Genomic DNA, 21,045 nt, shown 5'->3' on the forward strand with positions numbered 1-21,045 from the left:
TTAATCCCCATTCTCTAAATAATATAACATTAAAGTAACTGCAAGTAAATCTGCTGCACCACCTGGACTAATATTTTTTTCTACAAAATCTCTATCCATTTGTTTCACAAATCTTTTCCCTTCTGGTGTTAAATAACCACCAACCTCTATAGCTTCTTTTGCTTTTTCTCGAGCATACTTGAGGGTCTCCATATTATTCCTGCCTAATATATTACAGTCTTCTGTATTACTAATTAAATGAAGTAAAACCTGTACTAAAATATGGTTTATATGATATTTGTTCTCCCTTATTAATTCTTTAAAAACAGGTAAAGAATATTTTGTTACTGTGGCAAACCCTGACTCTACTTCTCCCCTAATTCCCTTTACTCCATATTTTTTATATAACCGTTCTCCATAAGTTAAATTATCTTTTTGATCAAGATGATATAACTCTTCAGTTAAATCCTTAGACATTGACTTTATTAAGCTGCATATCTCTCTTGAATCTAACTGCTCAGTATTTTTCTTTTTAAATAAATTCCCTGCAGCAGTAGCAATTATTCCAAGAGAAAATATCAAACCTTTATGTGTATTTACACCATTAGTTGTACAAAACATATTTTTTTCTGCTTCTATGCCAATAGGTCTTATATTATTTAATAAAAATTTATAATCATCTTCTTGAAATTTTATTCCAGCCATAGAACATTCATAAAAATAAGGTGATAAAACTATACTACTGCTTAAAAACGTAAAAAAATCCATGTCATTATGAGAACCTGAATTTTCTCTATCTACAAGACCTGGTTTAGGAGTTGCTGATACTTCAAATAACATAGATTTAGTAGCTAATCTACTTATATAAATACTAAATTCATGATTAGTCATTTTATGGCTCCTTAATTTAATATAATTCTGCCTATATGATTACATATAGGCAGTTAAGATTCTTACTATATATTATTTCACTTGTTTAATTATGTCAATTACAGTTCCATCTCTGTACTGAACAATACCTACTATTTTTTCACCAAATTCAATAGTTTCTGGCTTTCCTGTTAACTTTTCTGCCATTTTTTGTAGTTCATCTATTGTATATAAAGGTAGCTTAGCCTTCCTAAAGTTTTCTATTAAATCTTGTCTTAAAGGATTTACTGCTATTCCATAATCAGTAACCAGTACATCTACAGTTTCCCCAGGTGTAACAACTGTTGTAACTCTATCTACTACTATAGGCAATCTTCCTCTAATTAGTGGAGCTAATATTACAGACATCTTTGCTCCAGCAGCAGTATCTGGATGTCCCCCAGAAGCTTGACTAATTACTCCATCTGATCCAGCAATAACATTTACATTGAAATCTGTATCTATTTCTAAAGCTCCAAGCATAACTATATCTAAGTTATTTACTGCTGGTCCTGAGTTATGGGGATTGGCATAAAAAGATGCATCTATTTCGAAATGCTTTGGATTCTTTCCTATGGACTCCGCTGCAACTAAGTCAAAACATTGAGTATCAAATAACCCTCTAAATAAACCTTCTTCATGTAGTTGGACTAATTGAGCTGTAATTCCACCAAGACCAAAGCCTCCTACTATATTTTTTTCTATCATCTTATCCCTTAGCAAGGATGTAACAGCTAAGGAAGCACCTGATGCCCCTGTTTGATATGAAAAACCATTTTTAAAATAACCAGATGCTTCAATAGCTTTTACTGCATTTTCAGCAATTAGAATATCTCTTGGATTTTTATCATGCCTTATTACTCCTGAAACTATACCCTTTGGATTTCCTATTGAATCTACAACAACTACATAATCAACTTGAGTTTGATTAATGCTTGCAGGTAAACAAGGGTATTCAACTAAATTATCAGTTATCAAAACTACTTGATCTGCATATTTAGCATCTACCATTGCATATCCCAATGATCCACATAAAGATTTACCATTAAATCCATTAGCATTTCCATATTCATCACAGGAAGGAGCACCTAAAAAAGCAACATCTATTTTTAATTCTCCAGACTCTATAGCTCTTGCTCTTCCACCATGAGATCTGATTATTACTGGATAATCCATTATTCCCTCAGAAATTGCTGTACCAAGAGGCTCTCTAATTCCACTGGATTCAATCTTAGTAATGACTCCATTTTTTATATGTTCTATTAATGACCCATGACATGTCCCCAAGGAACTAGGTGCTAATCTTAAATTTTTTATCCCCATCTTTGCAATGACGTCTACAACCATATTAACTATATAATCTCCGTTTCTAAAATGATGATGAAATGAGATTGTCATACCATCCTTTAATCCTGTAGCCTTCACTGCTTCTTCTATGTTCTTAATTAATTTACTTTTATGAGGTAATGGTCTTTTTAACTTGGAACCAGCTTTGATTCCTTCTGGTACAACACTGAATGGCTTTTCATATGGTTTCAAATGCCCAATCCCTTCAATATATTCGGGTATATCCCTTCCAACACCGTTTTTAACCAATGAAATCATCCTCCTTATATACACCTGTAGCTTTAGCTAGTTCAATAACCCTATAAGCTCTATCGACTATTGGGCCATCAACCATTTTCCCATCAACAGCAATTACCCCTGAACCTTTACTTTCTGCTTCTTTAATCCCATATAAAACCCTAATTGCATGTTGTATTTCTTTTTCTGTAGGTTCATATATTTTATGTGTTAAACCTATTTGTCTAGGATGTATAACTGATTTTCCGTCAAATCCCATCTGTTTAATTAACTTAACTTCCTCTATAAAACCCTCATCATTATTAACATCTGAGTATACAGTATCAAGGGCATGTATTCCTGCTGCTCTTGCTGCTAAAAGCAATTGACCTCTAGCACTTAATAATTCTACACCACTGGAGGATCTTGTAGTCTTCATATTAGTAACAAAATCTTCTGCACCAATTGCCATAGCAACTAATCTCTTACTAGCAGTAGCAATTTTATATGCATTCATTATTCCTAAAGGGCTCTCTATTGCGGCCATTAATTTTATTGTTCCAACTTCAATATTTATTTTTTCTTCTATTTCCGTTATAAGTCTATCAGCTTCAATTACATCCTCTGGTGTATCAGTTTTTGGCAGCCTAATAATATCAGGTTTTGCTCTAACCATAGCTTCAAAATCATCCCTGCCAAAAGGAGTATCTAAACCATTTACCCTTACAACAGTTTCAGTGTCTCTATAATCTATTGTTTTTAAAGCATTATATACTAAAAATCTAGCTGCATCCTTCTCCCTCAATGAAACTGCATCTTCTAAATCAAACATTATTGAATCAGAACCATAAATATGTCCATCTGTTATCATTGAAGGATTGTTACCTGGTATAAACATCATAGTTCTTCTTAATCTAGCCATATATATCACTCCCCCCAATTATAATTTGAACTTCCTGTAGCCCTATATAGAGCTGCTTCTGTTCTTGCCTTAATCACATAATCTATTGCACCTTTGTCTACAGCATTAACCAAGGCATTTTCCACTCCATAGCTTTTTATAGTGTCCTCAATCACCTTTACAATCTGTTTTCCGAATTGTTTTTTCACTGAGCTTTGTAGTATTACTTCAATACCAGGATTATCTGTTGGCTGAATAGTAACTGTTATATCACTGGATTCCATAGTTCCAGCAATACCTACCTTATTAATTTCCATATGTTGAAACCCCCTCTTAAAATTTATATATATTAAAAAACCTTAAGTTCTCAATTAATTTCAATCTTAGCTTAATGTCTAGAGTCAGTATTTCTAATTTTATTTACTATTGGCTTTGCCTCTTCAGAAATCAAATACTCATAAGTAGTTGATGGTACAATTCTTTTTATAGACCCTAAATCATTATTTTTTATATATTCTCTTACTTTAGAAGCACTTATTACATTTTCATCTTTTATAATTCTAGGTAATTCTATAACTTCTATCTCATAATTAGGTAATACCTTTTTCATAATTTCATTATATTCTTTAGTTACAAGACAATTTGGTTCTTCTCCTATATATCTTCTATTTATTCCCAAAGAAGGAGCAATATAAGAAGAAAAGATTTTTAAATCTAATAATGCATGGGTTTTAACAATATTAGATGATTCTTTCATAAAATATGAAGGAAAAGTAGAGTTAGAAATAATATAATCTTCACCCCTATGAAGGATTATATTAGATAAATGTTTTGTTCCCTCTTTCACTAAATTAAATCGTACATTAGGGGGAAAAAGTGACTTATCCTCCCAAACTATAAATACATGTACAAAATCACTATTTAAAGATGCCTTTTCTATTAGAAACTGATGTCCTAAAGTAAAAGGATTGCAATTCATAACTATAGATGAAATAATATTACCATCTTTTTTATATTTATTAAGTTTTTTTGTATATCTTTTTATCCCTTGAGGATCATTTTCTAATAAAACTACTTGTTCTTTCACTTGTGCTATTTCATAAAACCCCATATCATTAAACATATTAATATTACTTGGTTTTGTAAATATAAACAGATGAGTATTTCCTCTATGATACTCTTCATTTATTAATAAAGACACTATCTTATTGGAAAATCCCTTTCCATGATAATCTGGATGTACTGCAATACACTTTAGTACTTTTCCTGATAATGAACCTGTACCCACAATCTTATCATCTTCATAAAGAGCTACTGTATATTCTACATCTGTTTCTAGACTAAGACCTTGAGACAATAAAAATTCCTCAACTTGAACCTTCTCCCTTGGATTATTCAAACAAATCGTCCTTATATGAATATCTTCACTTATCATTTTTATAACTCCCCACCATTTATATTAAGGATTGATGCATTGCTTAAATTATTAAGCAATGCATCAATTTACTATTCTAAGTAAACATATTAAACACTATAGAGGCTATTATAAGCATTATTCCTCCACCAATTCTCGAGGAAATTTGTGCAAAGGATATTAACTCCATTCTCTTTGCTGCTCCTAATACAGCAATATCTCCAGATCCACCTCTATTAGCCATACATAATCCTGCCGTTATAGCAGATTCTATTGGATAAAAACCTACAAGATATCCAAGTCCTGCTGTACCTAATACTGCTCCTAAAACTATAAAGCCTGCTATAATAACATTGCTAAAAGTTATTGCAGCAATTATTTCTCCTAAATCTGTAAAAGTTACACCTACCCCTATCATAATAACCCATAAAAACTTGGATGAGAAAAAGGATTGTAGCTTCTTAGTACCTTGCTTTAATGGCTCTGGTATAAAGTTTAAAATATTAAATAAGGAAACAAATATTACCATATATGCAAAGGCATGAATCTTAACTCCACCTATTGAGGGTAATATTTTCTTTGACATTAAATTACCTAGTACATAGAAACCCGTTGCTAAAACTAATCCAGCTGCTATTTCCGTAGATGTTATTTTAAATTCATTATCTTTATCTGCTGCATCAAAATTATCTCCCTTTACAAGCTTGCCATTTCCAGTTAGTTCAGGTTTTTTCTCCCCTAATTTGTGTAATAATGCTCCAACCATTATACTAATAATATTTGCAATAGTTAATATGGGAAATGCAAAAGACAAATATTCTGATGGATCTTTTCCAGTAATAGAAGTAAAAATTTCTGACATAGGAATTGCACCTGCTCCAGTTCCCCCACCCATAATTGGTAATACATATTTCATTGATATTTCTGCTGGTGATACCCCAAATAATAATCCACCCATTATTCCGAATAAAAATGCTCCTACAATACCTGCTAATATAGCTGGGATATAACCTGTTAAAGCCTTCATTAAAAGTTTTCTATTTACAGAAAGAATGCTTCCTGTAATAAGAACTGAAATAAATAAATTAAGAAAGTCTGATTCGTCCATAAAAATTTTAATGCTCTCAGCAGCCCTTTCAGGTAGTATTCCTGCATAGAGTAAATATGCAGAACCTAAAAATGCTAAAATTGCTCCTCCACCTACATACTCCTTCCAAATAGGAATACGATCTCCTATTTCTCCAAAAATAATTCCTAAGAAAAACATAATTGCTAATGCACCTGTGATATCTTTAGGCAGTACACCAGTAGCCGCTGCAACCCAAGCTACAATAGCAAATAACAAGAATAAAGGTACCGGAATTCCGAACATCTTAAAGTTTTTAAATCCTTTTTCATTTACTTTAATCATAACCTGACCCCCTTGATTTTTTAGATAATTGGAAATATTATCTATTGTATACAATCATATACTATTGTATACAATTTATCAAGAGTTTTTTACATTAAAAACTGTATTAAAAAAACCCTAGGAAATCACCAATAGAAAGGATTTCCAAGGGTTATAAAATCTAAAACTTTTACAATATTTTATAGATTTTATTTAAAATATTTGTTTTTATATATTATTCATGTTTTTTATATTGCAAATAATATTATGTTTATCTCTTTTTGCATTTAAATTTATATCTTTATTAAAATATTCACTATCTTTTATAAAGAATTACTTTATTAATGAATTTTTAACAAATCAATATATTCACTAATAAACAAGGATATTCTTTTGATTAAAAATATAATCCCCAGTTCTGAATACAGAATAAATATCTATATCCTTTTTTAAAGCAATTAATTTTCTTCTTTATTTTCTTTACCTTTATGATGAATTATACTAATCCATTTTTCATCAACTAATATCTTTCTAATCCTCTTATCAAAGTCTATTCTAGGTATCCAAATTTGTCTGTCACAGCCTAAACATCTTATTTTTATATCTGCTCCAGTTCTTAAAATTTCCCATTTGTTTTCTCCACAGGGATGACCCTTCTTTAGAGTTATAATATCTCCAACTTCATATTTTAATATCATTGTTCTTTCCCCCCAAATATTACTCTTTTTGGATAAGGTATTTCTATATTTTCTCTATCGAAGGCTTCTTTTACCTTTTTCCTAATTTCCCTTTCCACTGCCCACTGCTCCATTGGCTTAGTTTTTGCAACTATTGAAATAGATACATCAAAATCTCCTAAGTCTGTAACTCCTAATATAGTAGGTCCATCTAGTATATTATCATTACTGGACTTAATTTCTTTACAAACCTTTTCTAATACTCTAATAGCGTCATCAATGTTTTCTTCATAAGCTATAGATACTTTAACTAATGCTCTCATAGCTCCTCTAGTTTTATTAGTTACAACTTGAACTCTTCCATTTGGAATTATATGCAAATCTCCAGAAAAATCTCGGAGTTTTGTAACCCTTAGACCCAATTCTTCTACGGTGCCTTCTAAAGATTCTATTTTTACATAATCTCCTACAGCATATTGATCTTCAAATAAAATAAAAAAACCTGTAATTATATCTTTAACTAAGGATTGAGCACCAAAGCCTATGGCAAGTCCACCTATTCCTGCTGTAGCCAATATAGATGTAGTATTTATATTAAACATATCTAAAATCATTACTATGCCTATAAAATATAAAATATATTTTACAATTTTTTTCAATACCTCGCCAATTGTAGTAGCTCTTCTATTATTTACAAAAAAATTCATCCCTTTTCTATGCTTTAAAGTTCTATCTATTAGTTTATTAGTCAGGGAAATAATTATTTTTATAGTTATTACTATTAGTAGTATCTTTAATAGTTTACCTAAAAAGTTTAATTCTCCATTATTATTTTTCAGATAATCATCAGCAAAATACTTAATATTATTTATTATGTTTTCCGTTGTTTCCATAGAATTAACCTCAATATTATCTTAGTTTTTCAGCCTTATTATTTGAACCATTCTTAGTATATTTATAGATGCTGTCTATATTTATTTCATTACTATCTATTATTTCTTCTACCTTTGGGAGATCATCTATTGGAAAAATAATTGCCAAACCACAACTAACTGTAATTTCTCTAGGTGTTGGTATAGTTCTAAAATTTATCCCCTTTTCTTTAAATACTCCTTCTGCTTGTATAGTATGGTGAGTAGATTTATATGTTGCTACTCCATAAACCTCTTTATTCATCTTTGTCTCCTATCCTATATTTATGGTGTTATTTGCATTTTGCATTTTTTCATATATACTGTACATATTACCTATTTCTCCAACTTGAAGTTTATCCTTTATATTATAGTAATCTAAACAAGTTCCACAAGAAATAATTTCAACTCCTTCAGTTGCCAATGCTTTTAAATCTTCTAAAACTTCAGAGCCCTCACATGTTAAATAAACTCCTGCATTAAAAAATACCATAGTAGCAGGCCAAGGCGTAGTTTCCTTTACTGTATATATAAAACTCTTCATTAGAATCTTACCTAGTTCTTCTCCTCCTACACCCATTTTATCCGAACCAATGGCAATAGTTAAATCTTTAAAAGTATCTGGAATACATACATTTAAGTTTAACTCTTCTCCTACTCCACCCTTAGTAATATGAATATAATATTCATTTTCTTTGCCTTTATCAATTATAAAACTGTATCCATAGGATGCAGCTAATTTTGAAACATTATCCTTAGCTACTTCATTATCAACAATAGTAGTTACTATTCCCTTTGTTAAATTATCTAGTTCCTTTTTTGTCATTATAACTGGTTTTGGACATAATTGTCCTCTTGCGTCTACTTCTATTCTCATTATTATTCCTCCTATATTTTCAATTAATTATATTATACTAATTTTATATGGCATAGATAAAGCTATTAATAAATGTTATATATATTTATTTAGTATAGATATAATTAATAATAAGAAGAAATAAATTACTTTGACTCTCTAATTCCATTGGTAATTATTCTAATGCCCAATAATATTATAACAATAGGAATTAAATAAGACATAAATTTCCAAAGACCCACCCTCAATAAATCTTTTGATCCCAATAACGATATCATTGAAGTAATTAACATTATAATAGATATATGTTTAGGCCACTCTATGTTTTCTCTTTTATATCCTATAGCATATATAATAAAGAAAGCAATTGAAAATAATAAAAACCTTATCCAATTTACATCAGTTCTTACTATCTCTTCAATTAAACCATAAAAACTTATGGCTGACAGCAATGTTCCTAATACTAAAAAACCTTTATTGCCATGTCTTTTATACATCACTAAAGATATAATACCAAAAATCAATTGATATATAAAGGATTTTAAACTAATAGTTGTAAGTAAGTACTCATCTATAAGTGCTACAGATGATATTCCAAGTAGGAGTAAACCTGCTATTAAATAGACTGTATTCCCATTTTTCAAATCCCATACTATCAGTCCTATTGCTAATATAAATAATAGCCAATCGAAGGTAAGTACATTTAAATTCATAAGTAAAAACATTAGACCTATAAATATCAATACTACTCCTAAAGAATAGTTTGCTTTTTTCATATTTTCCCTCCTACTTAATTATTTATTATATTAATAACTATACCCATAATTAGACATTTTTCACTTTATTCTTACTTAATATTTTATATATTTTTATTTCTTCTGGTCCCCATAATAATATCTGGTCTTTATTTGTAGATATTCTAATTATATTATCCTCATGTTTTAATATCTCCTTATTTCCTTCTATTATAACTATTTTATTATCTCCATAAATTAGAAATCCACCCTGGAATGGTAATATTTTCTTATAGTCATCTGTAAAGCTAATTTTTTTTTCGCTTTTACCATCAAAACCAATGATTTCTAAATAATTACTATATAAGATATAAATCTTATCTCTTCCAAGATATATATCCTTTATCAAATCAAATTGTTTCTTCCAAATTGTTTTTCCTTCCTTAATAAAGTAAAGAGATCTATCACTTAAGGCAATAATATCATCTTTTGCTGTAAAATCAAGATATATAATTATTTCACTCTCAATATCTATTGAACTTAATTTTTTGTTATTTTCCCCATAACAATCTATTTTAGACTTTAATATCTCTCCATTTAAACTCAGTGAAGATATTGCTGATAAATTTCCTTGATTATTTGTATTATATGTAAGAATATTTTCACCTTCATAAGATTGATTTAATATTAATGCACCATCTTTATCTATTATTTTTATATTTTCCGTATCAGGAGATTTTATATGATAAATTAGATTTTCATGACTCTCCTTTAAATTAAATATTTCTTTATTTAATTGTAATCTATCCTTAGTTTCCCCATTTTTGTCTAAACAATAAATATCTCCTGTGGACTTGTCCGCCACATATATATATTTATCTCCATAAGAAATATATGGTTCTGTAAAATTAAATTCTTTTTCTAAAATAGGTGTACCATCTATTTTCATAAATGATATTTTATTATTACTCCATTTTACTATTGTTTTATCATATATATTGATATTTTGTATATCTCCATTGTTTTTAAAAGAATTTACTAATTCCAAAACCTTCTCCTTACCTGAAATAGAATTTATAAAATTAATTAATTTATCTTGATTTTCCTCTTTTAATAAAAACATACTCAAAGTTAAAAATATTATTATAAATATTTTAAAACCTTTAGATCCAAATTTTTTATTTTCTTCCATAGAACCACCTCTTGCATTATCTTAATTTATTATATCATATACTAAAACACTATAACAATTTAATGGTTATTGATATTTTATTTTAAAATTCTATTAATTTTAACCTATTAATTTCATAATTTTAATATAAATATTAATATTTTTAATAAATAAATTAAAAATATTAATATTTATATTGACATTTTTAATATTTGATAATATTATGATATTAACAAATGAGTTTTCAAATATAAAATATATATTTAAAACTAGGAGGTGTTTAAAATAGCATCTAAAATTAAAATTAAAATCGTAGATAAAAATAGCAATTTTAAATTATGGATACCTAGTATTCCTTTCTGGCTTATTACTTTTTTATCTAAAATAACATTAAAGTTCAAAGATATGGCCATAAGAGATGTAGATTCCAAAGATGACGATATAAAGTTTTTCTTAAAACAATTGGATAATAAGATGATAAAAAGTTTAATTTATGAATTAAAATCATACGGCAAATTTGATTTAATCGATATATCTACTGGTGATGGAACAATAGTTAAGATTTCCATAAGTTAAACAAAGAGAGGATGATAATATGAGAAAAGAGGTATTAGGCAAATGTCCCGTATGTGGTGAAGAACTTTATGTAACAAAACTTAGCTGTCATAAATGTCATACACATATAGAAGGTGATTTTACACTTTGTAAATTTTGCAAACTTAATGATGAACAAAAAAATTTTGTTGAAATCTTTATAAAAAGCAGAGGGAATATAAAGGAAATAGAGAAAGAATTAGGTATATCTTATCCAACTGTTAGAGCGAGGCTTGAAAATGTAATTGAAACTCTAGGATATAGTCCTAAATATACAGAGCCTACAATTGATAAAAAAGAAGTTTTGAATAAGTTAAATAATGGTGAAATAACATCTGAAGAGGCTCTTAGGCTTCTTCAAGGTGAAGAATAGGAGGGGTCAAAGTGAAAGAAGAAAAAATGATGATTTTATCAATGCTTGAAGAAGGTAAAATAACTGCTGAAGATGCTATAAAACTTATGGAAGCTTTAGAAGATATGGAAATACCTAAAAATCATAATAAAAATAATGAGGAAACATATGATGATTCTCAAGAGGAAAAATCTTCAAAGCCCATATTTAATACTCTTGGAGATATTGGTTCGGACATTAGCAATGTATTATCAAGTATGTTTGATGGTTTAAAGGATGTAGGCAATTCATTTATCTTTAGAAATAACTATGAGACTATTACCACAGATCTAAACTTAGATATCTCTGATATGAATTTTCCAAAGTTAGATTTAAAGGCTGTTAATGGATCTATACTACTGAAACCAACTGTTAATAACATTCTATTTATTAAAGTTACCTGTCAATATAAAAAGGGATTATTTTCCCCAGATGAACCATATTTTGATTTTAGTGCAAATGAAAATATAATTACATTTAATCCAAAATATAATAGCAATATATCAATTAAGTTAGATGTTTCATTACCTAGGAAGCATTACGATGAAATAATATTAAATTCTAGTAATGGAAAAATAGATATACAAGAATTAAATACTAATATCTTAAAATGTATAACTACTAATTCATCTATTAATATAGTGAACTTAAACAGTAAAGAAATTGATTTAACAACTAAAAATGGAAAGATCCAATGTAAAGATATAAGTTCAGATATTATTAAAACAATTACTACAAATTCCAGTATATTTCTAACAGATTTACGCAGTTTGGAAATGGAAGCTAAAACAGCAAATGGTAAAATAATTGTTAATAATATTGATGGTGAGAAAATAATATTGAAAACCTCTAATGCATTAATTGAAACAGAAGATATTAATTGTGATACAATTCATCTAATTACCTCTAATGGAAAAATTATATGTAATAATATAGATATGAATAGGGCAAAAGAAGTAAGATTAATGACCTCCAATGGCTCAATTAACTCTAAAGTTTATGGAACCAATAAAGATAGTTATTTTGATTTAGAAACTTCTATGGGTAATATCTCCCTTGAAATCCCTAATCTAGTATATAAAATTAATAACCAAGCAAACTTAGGTTTCAAAAAAATAGTAGCCCATAGTGCTTATTTTGATGAAGATAAAGATAATGTAAAACTTATTGCCTCTACATCAAATGGATCAATAAATATATATTAAGGAGTGGGTCAAATGCAAGCAGACGAAAAAATGCAAATCTTGACAATGGTTAAAGAGGGAAAAATCTCAACTGAAGAAGGTGTTCAACTATTAGATGCTCTTAATAATACAAACTCTCCAGATAATACTAATATGAGTACTAAAGCTAAATGGCTAAAGGTAAGAGTCTTCGATCCAGAAGACGCCACTAAGGTTAATGTAACTTTACCTATCTCACTTATTAATATAGGAGTTAAATTTGCTTCTAAGTTTTCCCCTGAGTTTAAAGAAGCTGGACTAACTGAAAATGACATGGAAGAAATATTGGCAGCTATCAAAAATGGTGAAACTGGTAAAATTGTTGAAGTAGATAGTGAAAATGGAACTAAGGTCGAAGTTGTAATAGAATAACCCCACAGCTGTGGGATTATTCTATTATTTATTTTATATATTGAATTTTCACACCTTCCTAATATTAGATTACTAATATTTACCTTAATTAAAGACCATATATATTTTAATATGATGAATATATATAATCTATTTTTCCTTTTATGTTTATTCTTATATGAAATCTGTTATAATAAATGTATCCATACATTTAAGGAGGATAAGTATGAATAAATTTATCTTAAATAAGGATATAGATACGCCTTTATATATCCAACTCTATGAAAATTTTAAAATATTAATAGAGGAAAACAAATTTGAAAAGGAAAAGTTACCTTCTATCCGTAGTCTTGCAAAATCCCTAGGGGTAAATAATGTAACTGTGGTCAGTGCCTATAAGCTTTTAGAGAAGGAAGGTTATGTTTATTCAATTAAGGGTAGTGGAACTTATATAAAAAAATCACCTATATGTGAAGATATGCCCTATTTAGAAGAAGGTACTATGGAATTAATGGTATCTGGTATACTTCCAATATCAAAAGATAGTATTAATTTTGCCTCTATGTCTCCTACTCCTGATTTATTTCCAATAGAAACATTTAAACAGGCATTAGTAGAAGTATTAGATAGAGATGGAGGACAGGCTTTTTTATATCCTGAAATTACAGGATATGAACCACTTAGAGAGTCCATATCTAAGCTTCTAATTGAAAATTATAATACAAGAGTAGATAAAGATGAAATTCTAATTACATCTGGTGGACAACAAGGCTTAGACATAATATCAAAAACCTTAATAAATCCTGGAGACTGTATATTCGTTGAAAATCCAACGTATTCTGGTGCATTAGCTGTATTTAAATCTAGAGGTGCCAAGATTGTTGGGATACCAATGAATGAAGATGGTATAGATACTGAATTATTAAAGGCTTATTCCAAAAGATATAGACCAAAATTTCTATATTTGATGACTAATTATCAAAGCCCTACAACTTATTCCTATAGTGATAATAAGAAAAAAGAACTCATATCTCTATCAAAAGAAAATGATTTTTATATAATAGAAGATGATTTTTTAACAGATTTATCTTTTAGTGATAATGATAAAAATTCCATCCTAAAATCCATGGATAAATTCAACCAAACCATTTTCATTAAATCTTTTTCAAAGATATTTATGCCTGGAGTTCGCATGGGTTTCATTACATTACCTAATAAATTATTTAAAGAAATTATAAAAGCTAAACATACCACTGATGTATCTTCATCTGGGTATCTTCAAAGAGCCTTTGATTTATATTTAAGAAAAGGTTATTGGAAATCACATATAGAAAAAATTAAAAAGGTTTATTCGGAAAAATATAATATTATGACTAAAGAATTAGATAAATTAAATAATTATGGAATTTCCTATGTAAAACCTAATGGTGGTCTAAGTATTTGGCTTAAATTACCTAAGGAAATAGATTCCGTTGAACTTTATAATCAATGTGCGGAAAACAGCCTAGCAATTGTACCTGGAAAGGTGTTTTTTGTTGATGAATCTATTTACTCTAATTATATTAGACTTAGTTTTGGAGCAGTAGATGATAATGATATAGTTGAAGGTCTTCGTATATTAGAAAATATAATATCTAGACCATTTAAGAATAAGAATAATAATTACTTACCATTTATATAAAAATAGGAAGCTGTAGAAAATTAAAATTTACTACAGCTTCCATTGAGTTCCTAGATTTGTTATTCTTGCAATTCTATTATTTTTTCTGAGGGGTAAAAATTAGTATACTTTCCTTCAAAGAAATTAACCTTAACTTTTTCATATCTTTAAAGTATTTTTTTTCTTATCTTGTCTAGTCCATAGTCTTACCATAATATCTCCTTATATATCTTTTATTTCTCTTCTTTCAATGCCTTCATCAATGATACTATTGCTATTAACATTACAAATATAAAAGGAAATGCTGCTGCTACTGAAGCAGTTTGTAGTGCTTGAAGTCCTCCTGAAAGTAATAAAGATGTTGCTAATAAAGCTTGAACTACTCCCCAAACAAATTGTTTTTTGGATGTAGGATTTAAATCTCCTTCCGAAGATAAGATTCCTAACACAAATGTAGCTGAGTTTGCAGATGTAATAAAAAATGTACATAATAATACTACTGTAACTAAAGATAATACTGTACTTAGTGAATAGTTGCTAAATACTTGGAATAAAGCTGTAGATGGATTGTTTGCTGCTACAGCTAATCCTTCTACTCCAATTTTGTCAACTAAATTTATTCCCATTGATCCAAAGGCTGCAAACCAAATAACTGAAACTACAGCAGGTGCTAGGATAACTCCTCCTATGAATTCTCTAATTGTTCTCCCCTTCGAAATACGTGCTATAAATGTACCGACAAAGGGAGCCCATGCTATCCACCATGCCCAATAAAATATTGTCCAGGAGTTTGTCCAACTATTATCACCAAATGCTTCAACATGAAGACTGTCGCTTATAAAGCTATTAATATATTGACCTAATCCATTAGTGAACGAATTTATTACCTTTAGTGTAGGCCCTATTATGATAGTAAGTATAAGAAGTCCAAATGCCAACACTAAATTTATATCTCCTAATAGTTTTATACCTTTATCTATTCCACTAACTGCTGTCCAAATATATAGAATTGTAATTACTAAAATTATCCCCATTTGAACTAATTTAGTTTCTGGAATATTAAATAGATAATTCAATCCACTATTGATTTGTAAAGTTCCAAGTCCAAGGGATGTAGCTACTCCTGCTACTGTTGCAAATACTGCAAGTATATCTATTAGTTTACCTATTGGACCATTAACTCTTTCTTCACCCAATAGTGGTATAAAAATACTACTAATTAAACCTGGCTTATTTTTTCTAAATTGAAAATAAGCTAGGGCAAGACCTATAATACTATAATTAGCCCAAGGATGAAAACCCCAATGCATAAATGATGATTTCATAGCAAAATTTGCAGCTTGTAAAGTTCCAGATTCAATTCCTGGAGCAGGACTTACAAAATGTGATATAGGTTCAGCTACACCCCAAAACACAAGTCCTATGCCCATTCCAGCTCCAAATAACATTCCAAACCAAGATGTTGTACTATATTCTGGCTTTGAATCATCTGATCCTAATTTAATATCTCCATATTTACTAAATGCTAATATAATGGCGAATATAACAAAGATAAACATGGATATTAAATAAGACCATCCAAAATTAGTTGTTAGGAAATTAAGTAATGAGTTTGCAAAATTTGAAAAATTCTCTTGTGCAACTATTCCCCATAAAACTATAGCTATAGATAGTGCAAGAGATATATAAAAAACCGTATTATCTTTTTTCTTTATTTTATTCATCATAATTCCTCCCACTTTAGAGTAGTTTATAGGTGAAATTATAGGGGTGTCTAGACACCCCTATAATTTATTTAAATTTTTACCTTAAATACTGTTTGTTCTTTAATATCTTCAGTTAAAGAATCTAAGGCTACTCCAACTCTATGGTATCTTAATTTCCATTGTTGTTCTTTAGATGTTGATGGATCTCCTAGTGGATATGGAATAGATATTGTAGGTACTATCTTATTTGAGCCTACTGTTGTTGCTACAGGTATTAGATTGCACATTTGAACTACTGGTATACCTGCTCTTTCAATTTCTTTTACCATTGTTGCACCGCAACGTGTACAAGTACCTCAGGTTGAAGTCATAATAACTCCATCTACATTATCTTCTTTTAATTTTTCAACTATTTCTTTACCCATTCTAGCTGCCTCAGCTTGAGTTGTTCCAGTTCCTACAGTGCTATAGAAATAATCATGAAGTTTACCTATTTTCCCTTCCTTTAGATATGCCTTCATTACATCTATTGGCATTATAACATTTGGATCTGCATCTGCTGCTGCAGGATCAAATCCAGCATGAATGGTTTTATATACTCCTGATTCTAATCTATCAACTTTCGATATATCATATTTTCCCCAACGAGTTGCAGAAGCTGATTGAATTCTATCTGGATTGTCTACTGGTACTATTCCGCCAGTTGTTACCATTGCAATATTTGATTTAGATAAATCTCTAATTGGAGATGCTATAGGAACTCTATCTTGTTTTGGTATTGGAAGTTCTGTTTCAAAAGGTTCTCCCTTTAATTTCTTAACTAACATATCTACTCCTCTTTCTGCAGCAGTCTTCCCTGATTTCAACCATATTTGAGCTCTAATTCCTCTTGAGAAAAATCCTTCTTCATCAGCTGAGCCCGTTTTCTCACCTTTCAATATTTTATTTGCGAAGTTAGCCATTGCCTTTACATCATCTCTTAATTTTGCTGCTGATTTTCCACCTTGGAAAATATATATATCTTTTTTAAACATCTCTACTCCTGGATTTTCCTCATTCATAGATGTAATAACTGGAACATTAAACTTTTCTTTAACAGCTTTACAAATGGTTCCACATGCTACCCCATATCTACCTGCTTGAAATGCTGGCCCAGCAACAAATATATCGAATTCCTTATCTTCCAAAAATCCTAATATAGTTTCAACTGCTTCATCTGTATTAGAACCCATAAAGTTATCACCACAAATAATTGTATGAGTAACTTCTGCATCTAACATACTATTTAGAGCAAGAGATGGTCCTACTAATCCTTCTCTAATCTCTGGTCTATAATCAGCAGTATCTTCTCCACCAATACCTGCAAAGAATTGATTTATATAATGAATTGCTTTTTTCATCTCTCCACCTCCTAAAATTCTTTCATAGTCTTAGTTGACCAACCTGCTATTCTATCTCCACAAAACATTGCATTATTTTCCATAATAATTGAGCCATCTTCTCTAACAGAAGCCCCTAATATTTCATCATATGCCCATCCTCCAGACAATCCATCTCTGGCTAGAGCTTCTAATTCTCCTATTACTTTATCAGCTGGTGGAAGTTCAATTAATTGAGAAACATTTCCCGTAGAAACTAATGCATTTGCTTTTTCATCTAATGTAACAAGTGGTTGAGAGGCTCCATCTCTACCTGTACATTCATTACTTATACCTACTGTTTTTACTCCTACATCTTCTAAAGCAGCAAGGCATAAAATATAATCTGCATCGGGATTTCCATATCCTTCTTCAGTAACTATAGCTCCATCTGCTCCTAAAGATTTTGCCATCTGAGCTACAAATATAGCTGAACGTTTCTTCTGTTCCAAGGATACGTTTAAGTTTGACATGATAATTCCTAGGAAGTTAATGGATTTTCCATGTTCTTTATATAACTCTTTTATTGTAGGAAAATTCTGGAAATCATAAGTTGACCATTTTGATGATGCTGGCATGAAACTGCCTGAAATTAAAGCTCCATCTAATACTTCATTTGGATGCATAAAAGATGGTACATATTTATTCATATCCCATCCATATACTAGATCATTGTAGCCTAATTCTTCCATTTGAGATTGAGGTTGCATTACTAGTACAACTGATGGAAGTTTGTTTATTTCTTCTGATCTTTTAGTTATTGGCTCTAATTCAAAAGTTTCAACTTCTTCTGGATCTAGACCTTTCACTGTATTTCCTAAATATTCTGCAAATCTATGGGATGCCCATCTAATTGCTCTGTTTTTTTTCTGTTGCTCAAATCTTTCAAACTCTTCATCTGTATCTGCTACTATACAGATATTTATTAACTCAGAAAATAGAGTATATTTAGCTCCTTCTCCGCCCATATCGATTAATCCATCGCCAAAGCTGCCATAGTGCATACCTACACCTAGAACACTACATCCCTTCAATGCATGTACTCTTCCATTACCTACAGCTTCAACATCCCCTGTAACACCAGGAAATACTGGTCTACCATCTAGACGAATTCTTGGTTCTACTGCCTCTTTAACTGGAACTATTCTTGTGCTCTCACCTGGCTTAGCTATTACTATGTCGAGATCTATAATGTGTTCATCTTCTTTGATAAAAGCCATAGCTTCTTCTTTATTTATGGATAGAATTCCATTATCAAACATGGTTTTCTCTCCAAAGACAACATCTTTTACTTGGAAATTACCAATTTCTAGCTTCATCTCTTCACTCCTCCTTAAATTAATCATGATTATGTTTGTTAAATATCATGTTATCATAATCATGATTATATTTCAATCATAATTATAGATAATTTTTAAAATATTTTTAATAATATAGATAAACTTAATACTTAACTAATATGTTATTTCATAGAATTGTTTATATATTTTTTATTTTAAATACTTATATCAAGTTATAGTTATAATTAATTTGTACAATATCCTTTTTTATGCTAATATATCTTTAGAAAAATAATTAAATTTGGTGATATAATGACAAATAAAGAAATACAAAGAAAAAGAATGATGTCATATTTTATTAACGCAACTGATGAATTAATATATGAAGAAGGAATCAATGGAATAACTTTAAGAAAAGTGGCTGACAGAGCTGGCTATAATAGTGCAACTTTATATAATTATTTTGAAAATTTAGACCACTTACTTTTCTATGCGGCTATGAGAAATATAAAGGACTATGCTCTTGCTTTAAATACATATTTAATTGATGCAAAAAACTCAATGGATGTCTTTTTAAAGGTATGGGAATGTTTTTGTGACTATGCTTATGATAAGCCAGAAATATATAATGCTATTTTCTTCCCTAATTTAGAAAAACATTTCGAAGATTATGTGGCTGAGTATTATAAGCTTTTTCCCGAAGATATGGTTAGTAGTGATGAAAATATTTCTACTATGCTCTTAAAAAGTGATATTAATAAGAGAGGTGAAACTACTGTAATTGGATGTGTAGATGAAGGTTATATTCGTCCCGAAGATGCAAATAAATTAAATGATATGACACTTTTAATCTTTGAAGGTATGCTAAAGAGAGTATTAATGGACAAAATTTCCTATGATGACGCAAGAAATAATACTATGGATTATATTAAATCCATAGTAGAAAGATTTTTAATTAAAGAATATAATTTTTATTATTAAAAAACTCCTTATTTAAGGAGTTTTTTCTATTGATAAATCACCTATTTAGCTTAAATATAAGATTTATCAATTCCATGTTGAATGAATTCTTCAATGATATTATTGAACTTAATAGGATTTTCATTTACTAGCAAATGAGTGCAATTTTCAAAGACTACAAGTTTTGAGTTGCATATATTTGAACAAATATAATTTGCAGTATCTATTGAATAAAAAGTACTTTTTTCACCAAATATTATTAAAGTTGGTACTTTTATTTTACTTAAAGTATCTCTATAATCTTTTTCTATCATTGACTTCCACATTGAATACATTACATTAGGTGAATTTGTATTCATCTTATCCATTGCAATTTTAAACTGGCTTTCATTTAAATATGGAACCATTATTTTTATAAACTTTTCTGCAAAATCCATCCAATTGTTGTTTATTAGTTTTAAATCCTTTAAAGCATCTTCCATACTATATCTTCCACGATATAAACCTAATTTCCAATTGCTATCATTTATAATCTTGGGACTTTTATCAATAATACATATCTTGGATATATTCTCTAAGTCAAATAAATTTATATATTCCAATATAATAGATACTCCCATAGACCAACCAACTAACATTACTCCTTCTAATTCTAGATAATCTATAAGTTCTCTTAAATCTAATGCAAATCTTTCTAGATTTAATCCGTAGTCTACCTTTTCTGATATACCATGACCTCTTAAATCATAAGTAATCACTTTGTATTTCTTAGATAGTACTCTTTGCTGTATCCTAAAACAATTGTGATTATCTGTAAATCCATGAATAAAAATTATTGGAAAACCTTCTCCTTTAATTTCATAATATATATTTACATTATCACTTGTAATAAAGAAACTCATAAATATCACATCCTAATTGTTTTTCATTAATAATTATATATTATTTAGGAAAATC

22 protein-coding genes are annotated in these 21,045 nt (G+C 29.3%); 6 read left to right on the forward strand and 16 right to left on the reverse strand.

Annotation, left to right across the window (positions count from 1 at the left end; all coding sequences use genetic code 11):
* The 12 genes from citG to BUB33_RS12310 form a co-directional block, all read right to left on the reverse strand.
* Entirely contained in the window at positions 1 to 870 is an 870-nt protein-coding gene (citG, locus tag BUB33_RS12255) for a triphosphoribosyl-dephospho-CoA synthase CitG (protein ID WP_072976779.1), read from the reverse strand.
* 72 nt (positions 871 to 942) lie between these two features.
* Positions 943 to 2,493, reverse strand: a complete 1,551-nt coding sequence (gene citF / locus BUB33_RS12260) for a citrate lyase subunit alpha (protein ID WP_072976782.1) — start codon at positions 2,491 to 2,493, stop codon at positions 943 to 945.
* Entirely contained in the window at positions 2,477 to 3,373 is an 897-nt protein-coding gene (citE, locus tag BUB33_RS12265) for a citrate (pro-3S)-lyase subunit beta (RefSeq protein WP_072976784.1), read from the reverse strand. Before citE ends, citF begins: the two co-directional genes overlap by 17 nt.
* A gap of 5 nt (positions 3,374 to 3,378) precedes the next feature.
* Positions 3,379 to 3,669: a citrate lyase acyl carrier protein gene (gene citD, locus BUB33_RS12270; RefSeq protein ID WP_072976787.1), complete on the reverse strand. Its 291-nt coding sequence runs from the start codon at positions 3,667 to 3,669 to the stop codon at positions 3,379 to 3,381.
* A 71-nt stretch (positions 3,670 to 3,740) separates the two neighbouring features.
* On the reverse strand, positions 3,741 to 4,787 hold the full coding sequence (gene citC, locus BUB33_RS12275) for a [citrate (pro-3S)-lyase] ligase (RefSeq protein ID WP_072976789.1): 1,047 nt from the start codon (positions 4,785 to 4,787) through the stop codon (positions 3,741 to 3,743).
* 76 nt (positions 4,788 to 4,863) lie between these two features.
* Complete coding sequence (citS, locus tag BUB33_RS12280; RefSeq protein ID WP_072976791.1) at positions 4,864 to 6,177, reverse strand: citrate/sodium symporter CitS; 1,314 nt, start codon at positions 6,175 to 6,177, stop codon at positions 4,864 to 4,866.
* A gap of 437 nt (positions 6,178 to 6,614) precedes the next feature.
* Positions 6,615 to 6,854: a DUF951 domain-containing protein gene (locus BUB33_RS12285; protein WP_244969252.1), complete on the reverse strand. Its 240-nt coding sequence runs from the start codon at positions 6,852 to 6,854 to the stop codon at positions 6,615 to 6,617.
* Positions 6,851 to 7,726: a mechanosensitive ion channel family protein gene (locus tag BUB33_RS12290; protein WP_084725435.1), complete on the reverse strand. Its 876-nt coding sequence runs from the start codon at positions 7,724 to 7,726 to the stop codon at positions 6,851 to 6,853. The genes BUB33_RS12285 and BUB33_RS12290 overlap by 4 nt, the downstream gene beginning before the upstream one ends.
* Positions 7,727 to 7,742: 16 nt before the next feature.
* Positions 7,743 to 8,009 carry a putative Se/S carrier protein gene (locus tag BUB33_RS12295; protein ID WP_072976793.1) on the reverse strand — a complete coding sequence of 89 codons (267 nt, stop codon included), beginning with the start codon at positions 8,007 to 8,009 and terminating at the stop codon, positions 7,743 to 7,745.
* Between the two features lie 9 nt (positions 8,010 to 8,018).
* Positions 8,019 to 8,621, reverse strand: coding sequence for a sulfurtransferase-like selenium metabolism protein YedF (gene yedF, locus BUB33_RS12300; RefSeq protein WP_072976795.1), 603 nt, complete (start codon positions 8,619 to 8,621; stop codon positions 8,019 to 8,021).
* A 125-nt stretch (positions 8,622 to 8,746) separates the two neighbouring features.
* Complete coding sequence (locus BUB33_RS12305; protein ID WP_072976798.1) at positions 8,747 to 9,376, reverse strand: hypothetical protein; 630 nt, start codon at positions 9,374 to 9,376, stop codon at positions 8,747 to 8,749.
* Positions 9,377 to 9,425: 49 nt separating this feature from the next.
* Positions 9,426 to 10,526: a DUF5711 family protein gene (locus BUB33_RS12310; protein WP_072976801.1), complete on the reverse strand. Its 1,101-nt coding sequence runs from the start codon at positions 10,524 to 10,526 to the stop codon at positions 9,426 to 9,428.
* A gap of 255 nt (positions 10,527 to 10,781) precedes the next feature.
* Between BUB33_RS12310 and BUB33_RS12315 the strand changes: the two genes are divergently transcribed.
* The 5 genes from BUB33_RS12315 to pdxR all read left to right on the forward strand — a co-directional run bounded on the left by BUB33_RS12315 (position 10,782) and on the right by pdxR (position 14,745).
* Positions 10,782 to 11,081: a hypothetical protein gene (locus BUB33_RS12315; protein ID WP_072976803.1), complete on the forward strand. Its 300-nt coding sequence runs from the start codon at positions 10,782 to 10,784 to the stop codon at positions 11,079 to 11,081.
* A gap of 19 nt (positions 11,082 to 11,100) precedes the next feature.
* The gene (locus BUB33_RS12320; RefSeq protein WP_072976805.1) at positions 11,101 to 11,472 is read left to right on the forward strand and encodes a DUF2089 domain-containing protein; all 372 of its coding nucleotides are present in this window, start codon (positions 11,101 to 11,103) and stop codon (positions 11,470 to 11,472) included.
* 11 nt (positions 11,473 to 11,483) lie between these two features.
* Positions 11,484 to 12,695: a DUF4097 family beta strand repeat-containing protein gene (locus tag BUB33_RS12325; RefSeq protein ID WP_072976808.1), complete on the forward strand. Its 1,212-nt coding sequence runs from the start codon at positions 11,484 to 11,486 to the stop codon at positions 12,693 to 12,695.
* 12 nt (positions 12,696 to 12,707) lie between these two features.
* The gene (locus tag BUB33_RS12330) at positions 12,708 to 13,085 is read left to right on the forward strand and encodes an SHOCT-like domain-containing protein (RefSeq protein ID WP_072976810.1); all 378 of its coding nucleotides are present in this window, start codon (positions 12,708 to 12,710) and stop codon (positions 13,083 to 13,085) included.
* Between the two features lie 205 nt (positions 13,086 to 13,290).
* Complete coding sequence (gene pdxR, locus BUB33_RS12335; protein WP_072976812.1) at positions 13,291 to 14,745, forward strand: MocR-like pyridoxine biosynthesis transcription factor PdxR; 1,455 nt, start codon at positions 13,291 to 13,293, stop codon at positions 14,743 to 14,745.
* A gap of 212 nt (positions 14,746 to 14,957) precedes the next feature.
* Here the strand turns inward: pdxR and BUB33_RS12340 are convergent, their stop codons facing one another.
* From BUB33_RS12340 to BUB33_RS12355, 3 genes are all read right to left on the reverse strand, one after another.
* Positions 14,958 to 16,448 carry a glycine betaine uptake BCCT transporter gene (locus tag BUB33_RS12340; RefSeq protein WP_072976814.1) on the reverse strand — a complete coding sequence of 497 codons (1,491 nt, stop codon included), beginning with the start codon at positions 16,446 to 16,448 and terminating at the stop codon, positions 14,958 to 14,960.
* 71 nt (positions 16,449 to 16,519) lie between these two features.
* On the reverse strand, positions 16,520 to 17,830 hold the full coding sequence (gene grdH, locus BUB33_RS12350) for a betaine reductase selenoprotein B (protein ID WP_084725437.1): 1,311 nt from the start codon (positions 17,828 to 17,830) through the stop codon (positions 16,520 to 16,522).
* A gap of 11 nt (positions 17,831 to 17,841) precedes the next feature.
* A complete protein-coding gene (locus BUB33_RS12355) occupies positions 17,842 to 19,167 on the reverse strand; it encodes a glycine/sarcosine/betaine reductase component B subunit (protein ID WP_072976821.1) in 1,326 nt (441 codons plus the stop codon).
* A 273-nt stretch (positions 19,168 to 19,440) separates the two neighbouring features.
* Here BUB33_RS12355 and BUB33_RS12360 point away from each other — a divergent pair, with 273 nt between their 5' ends.
* Positions 19,441 to 20,109, forward strand: coding sequence for a TetR/AcrR family transcriptional regulator (locus tag BUB33_RS12360; protein ID WP_072976822.1), 669 nt, complete (start codon positions 19,441 to 19,443; stop codon positions 20,107 to 20,109).
* 50 nt (positions 20,110 to 20,159) lie between these two features.
* On the opposite strand, the gene BUB33_RS12365 is transcribed toward BUB33_RS12360, so the two are convergent.
* The gene (locus BUB33_RS12365) at positions 20,160 to 20,990 is read right to left on the reverse strand and encodes an alpha/beta fold hydrolase (protein WP_072976824.1); all 831 of its coding nucleotides are present in this window, start codon (positions 20,988 to 20,990) and stop codon (positions 20,160 to 20,162) included.
* Between the last annotated feature and the right edge of the window lie 55 nt (positions 20,991 to 21,045).

It is taken from the genome of Tissierella praeacuta DSM 18095 (assembly GCF_900128955.1).
GTDB lineage: Bacteria > Bacillota > Clostridia > Tissierellales > Tissierellaceae > Tissierella > Tissierella praeacuta.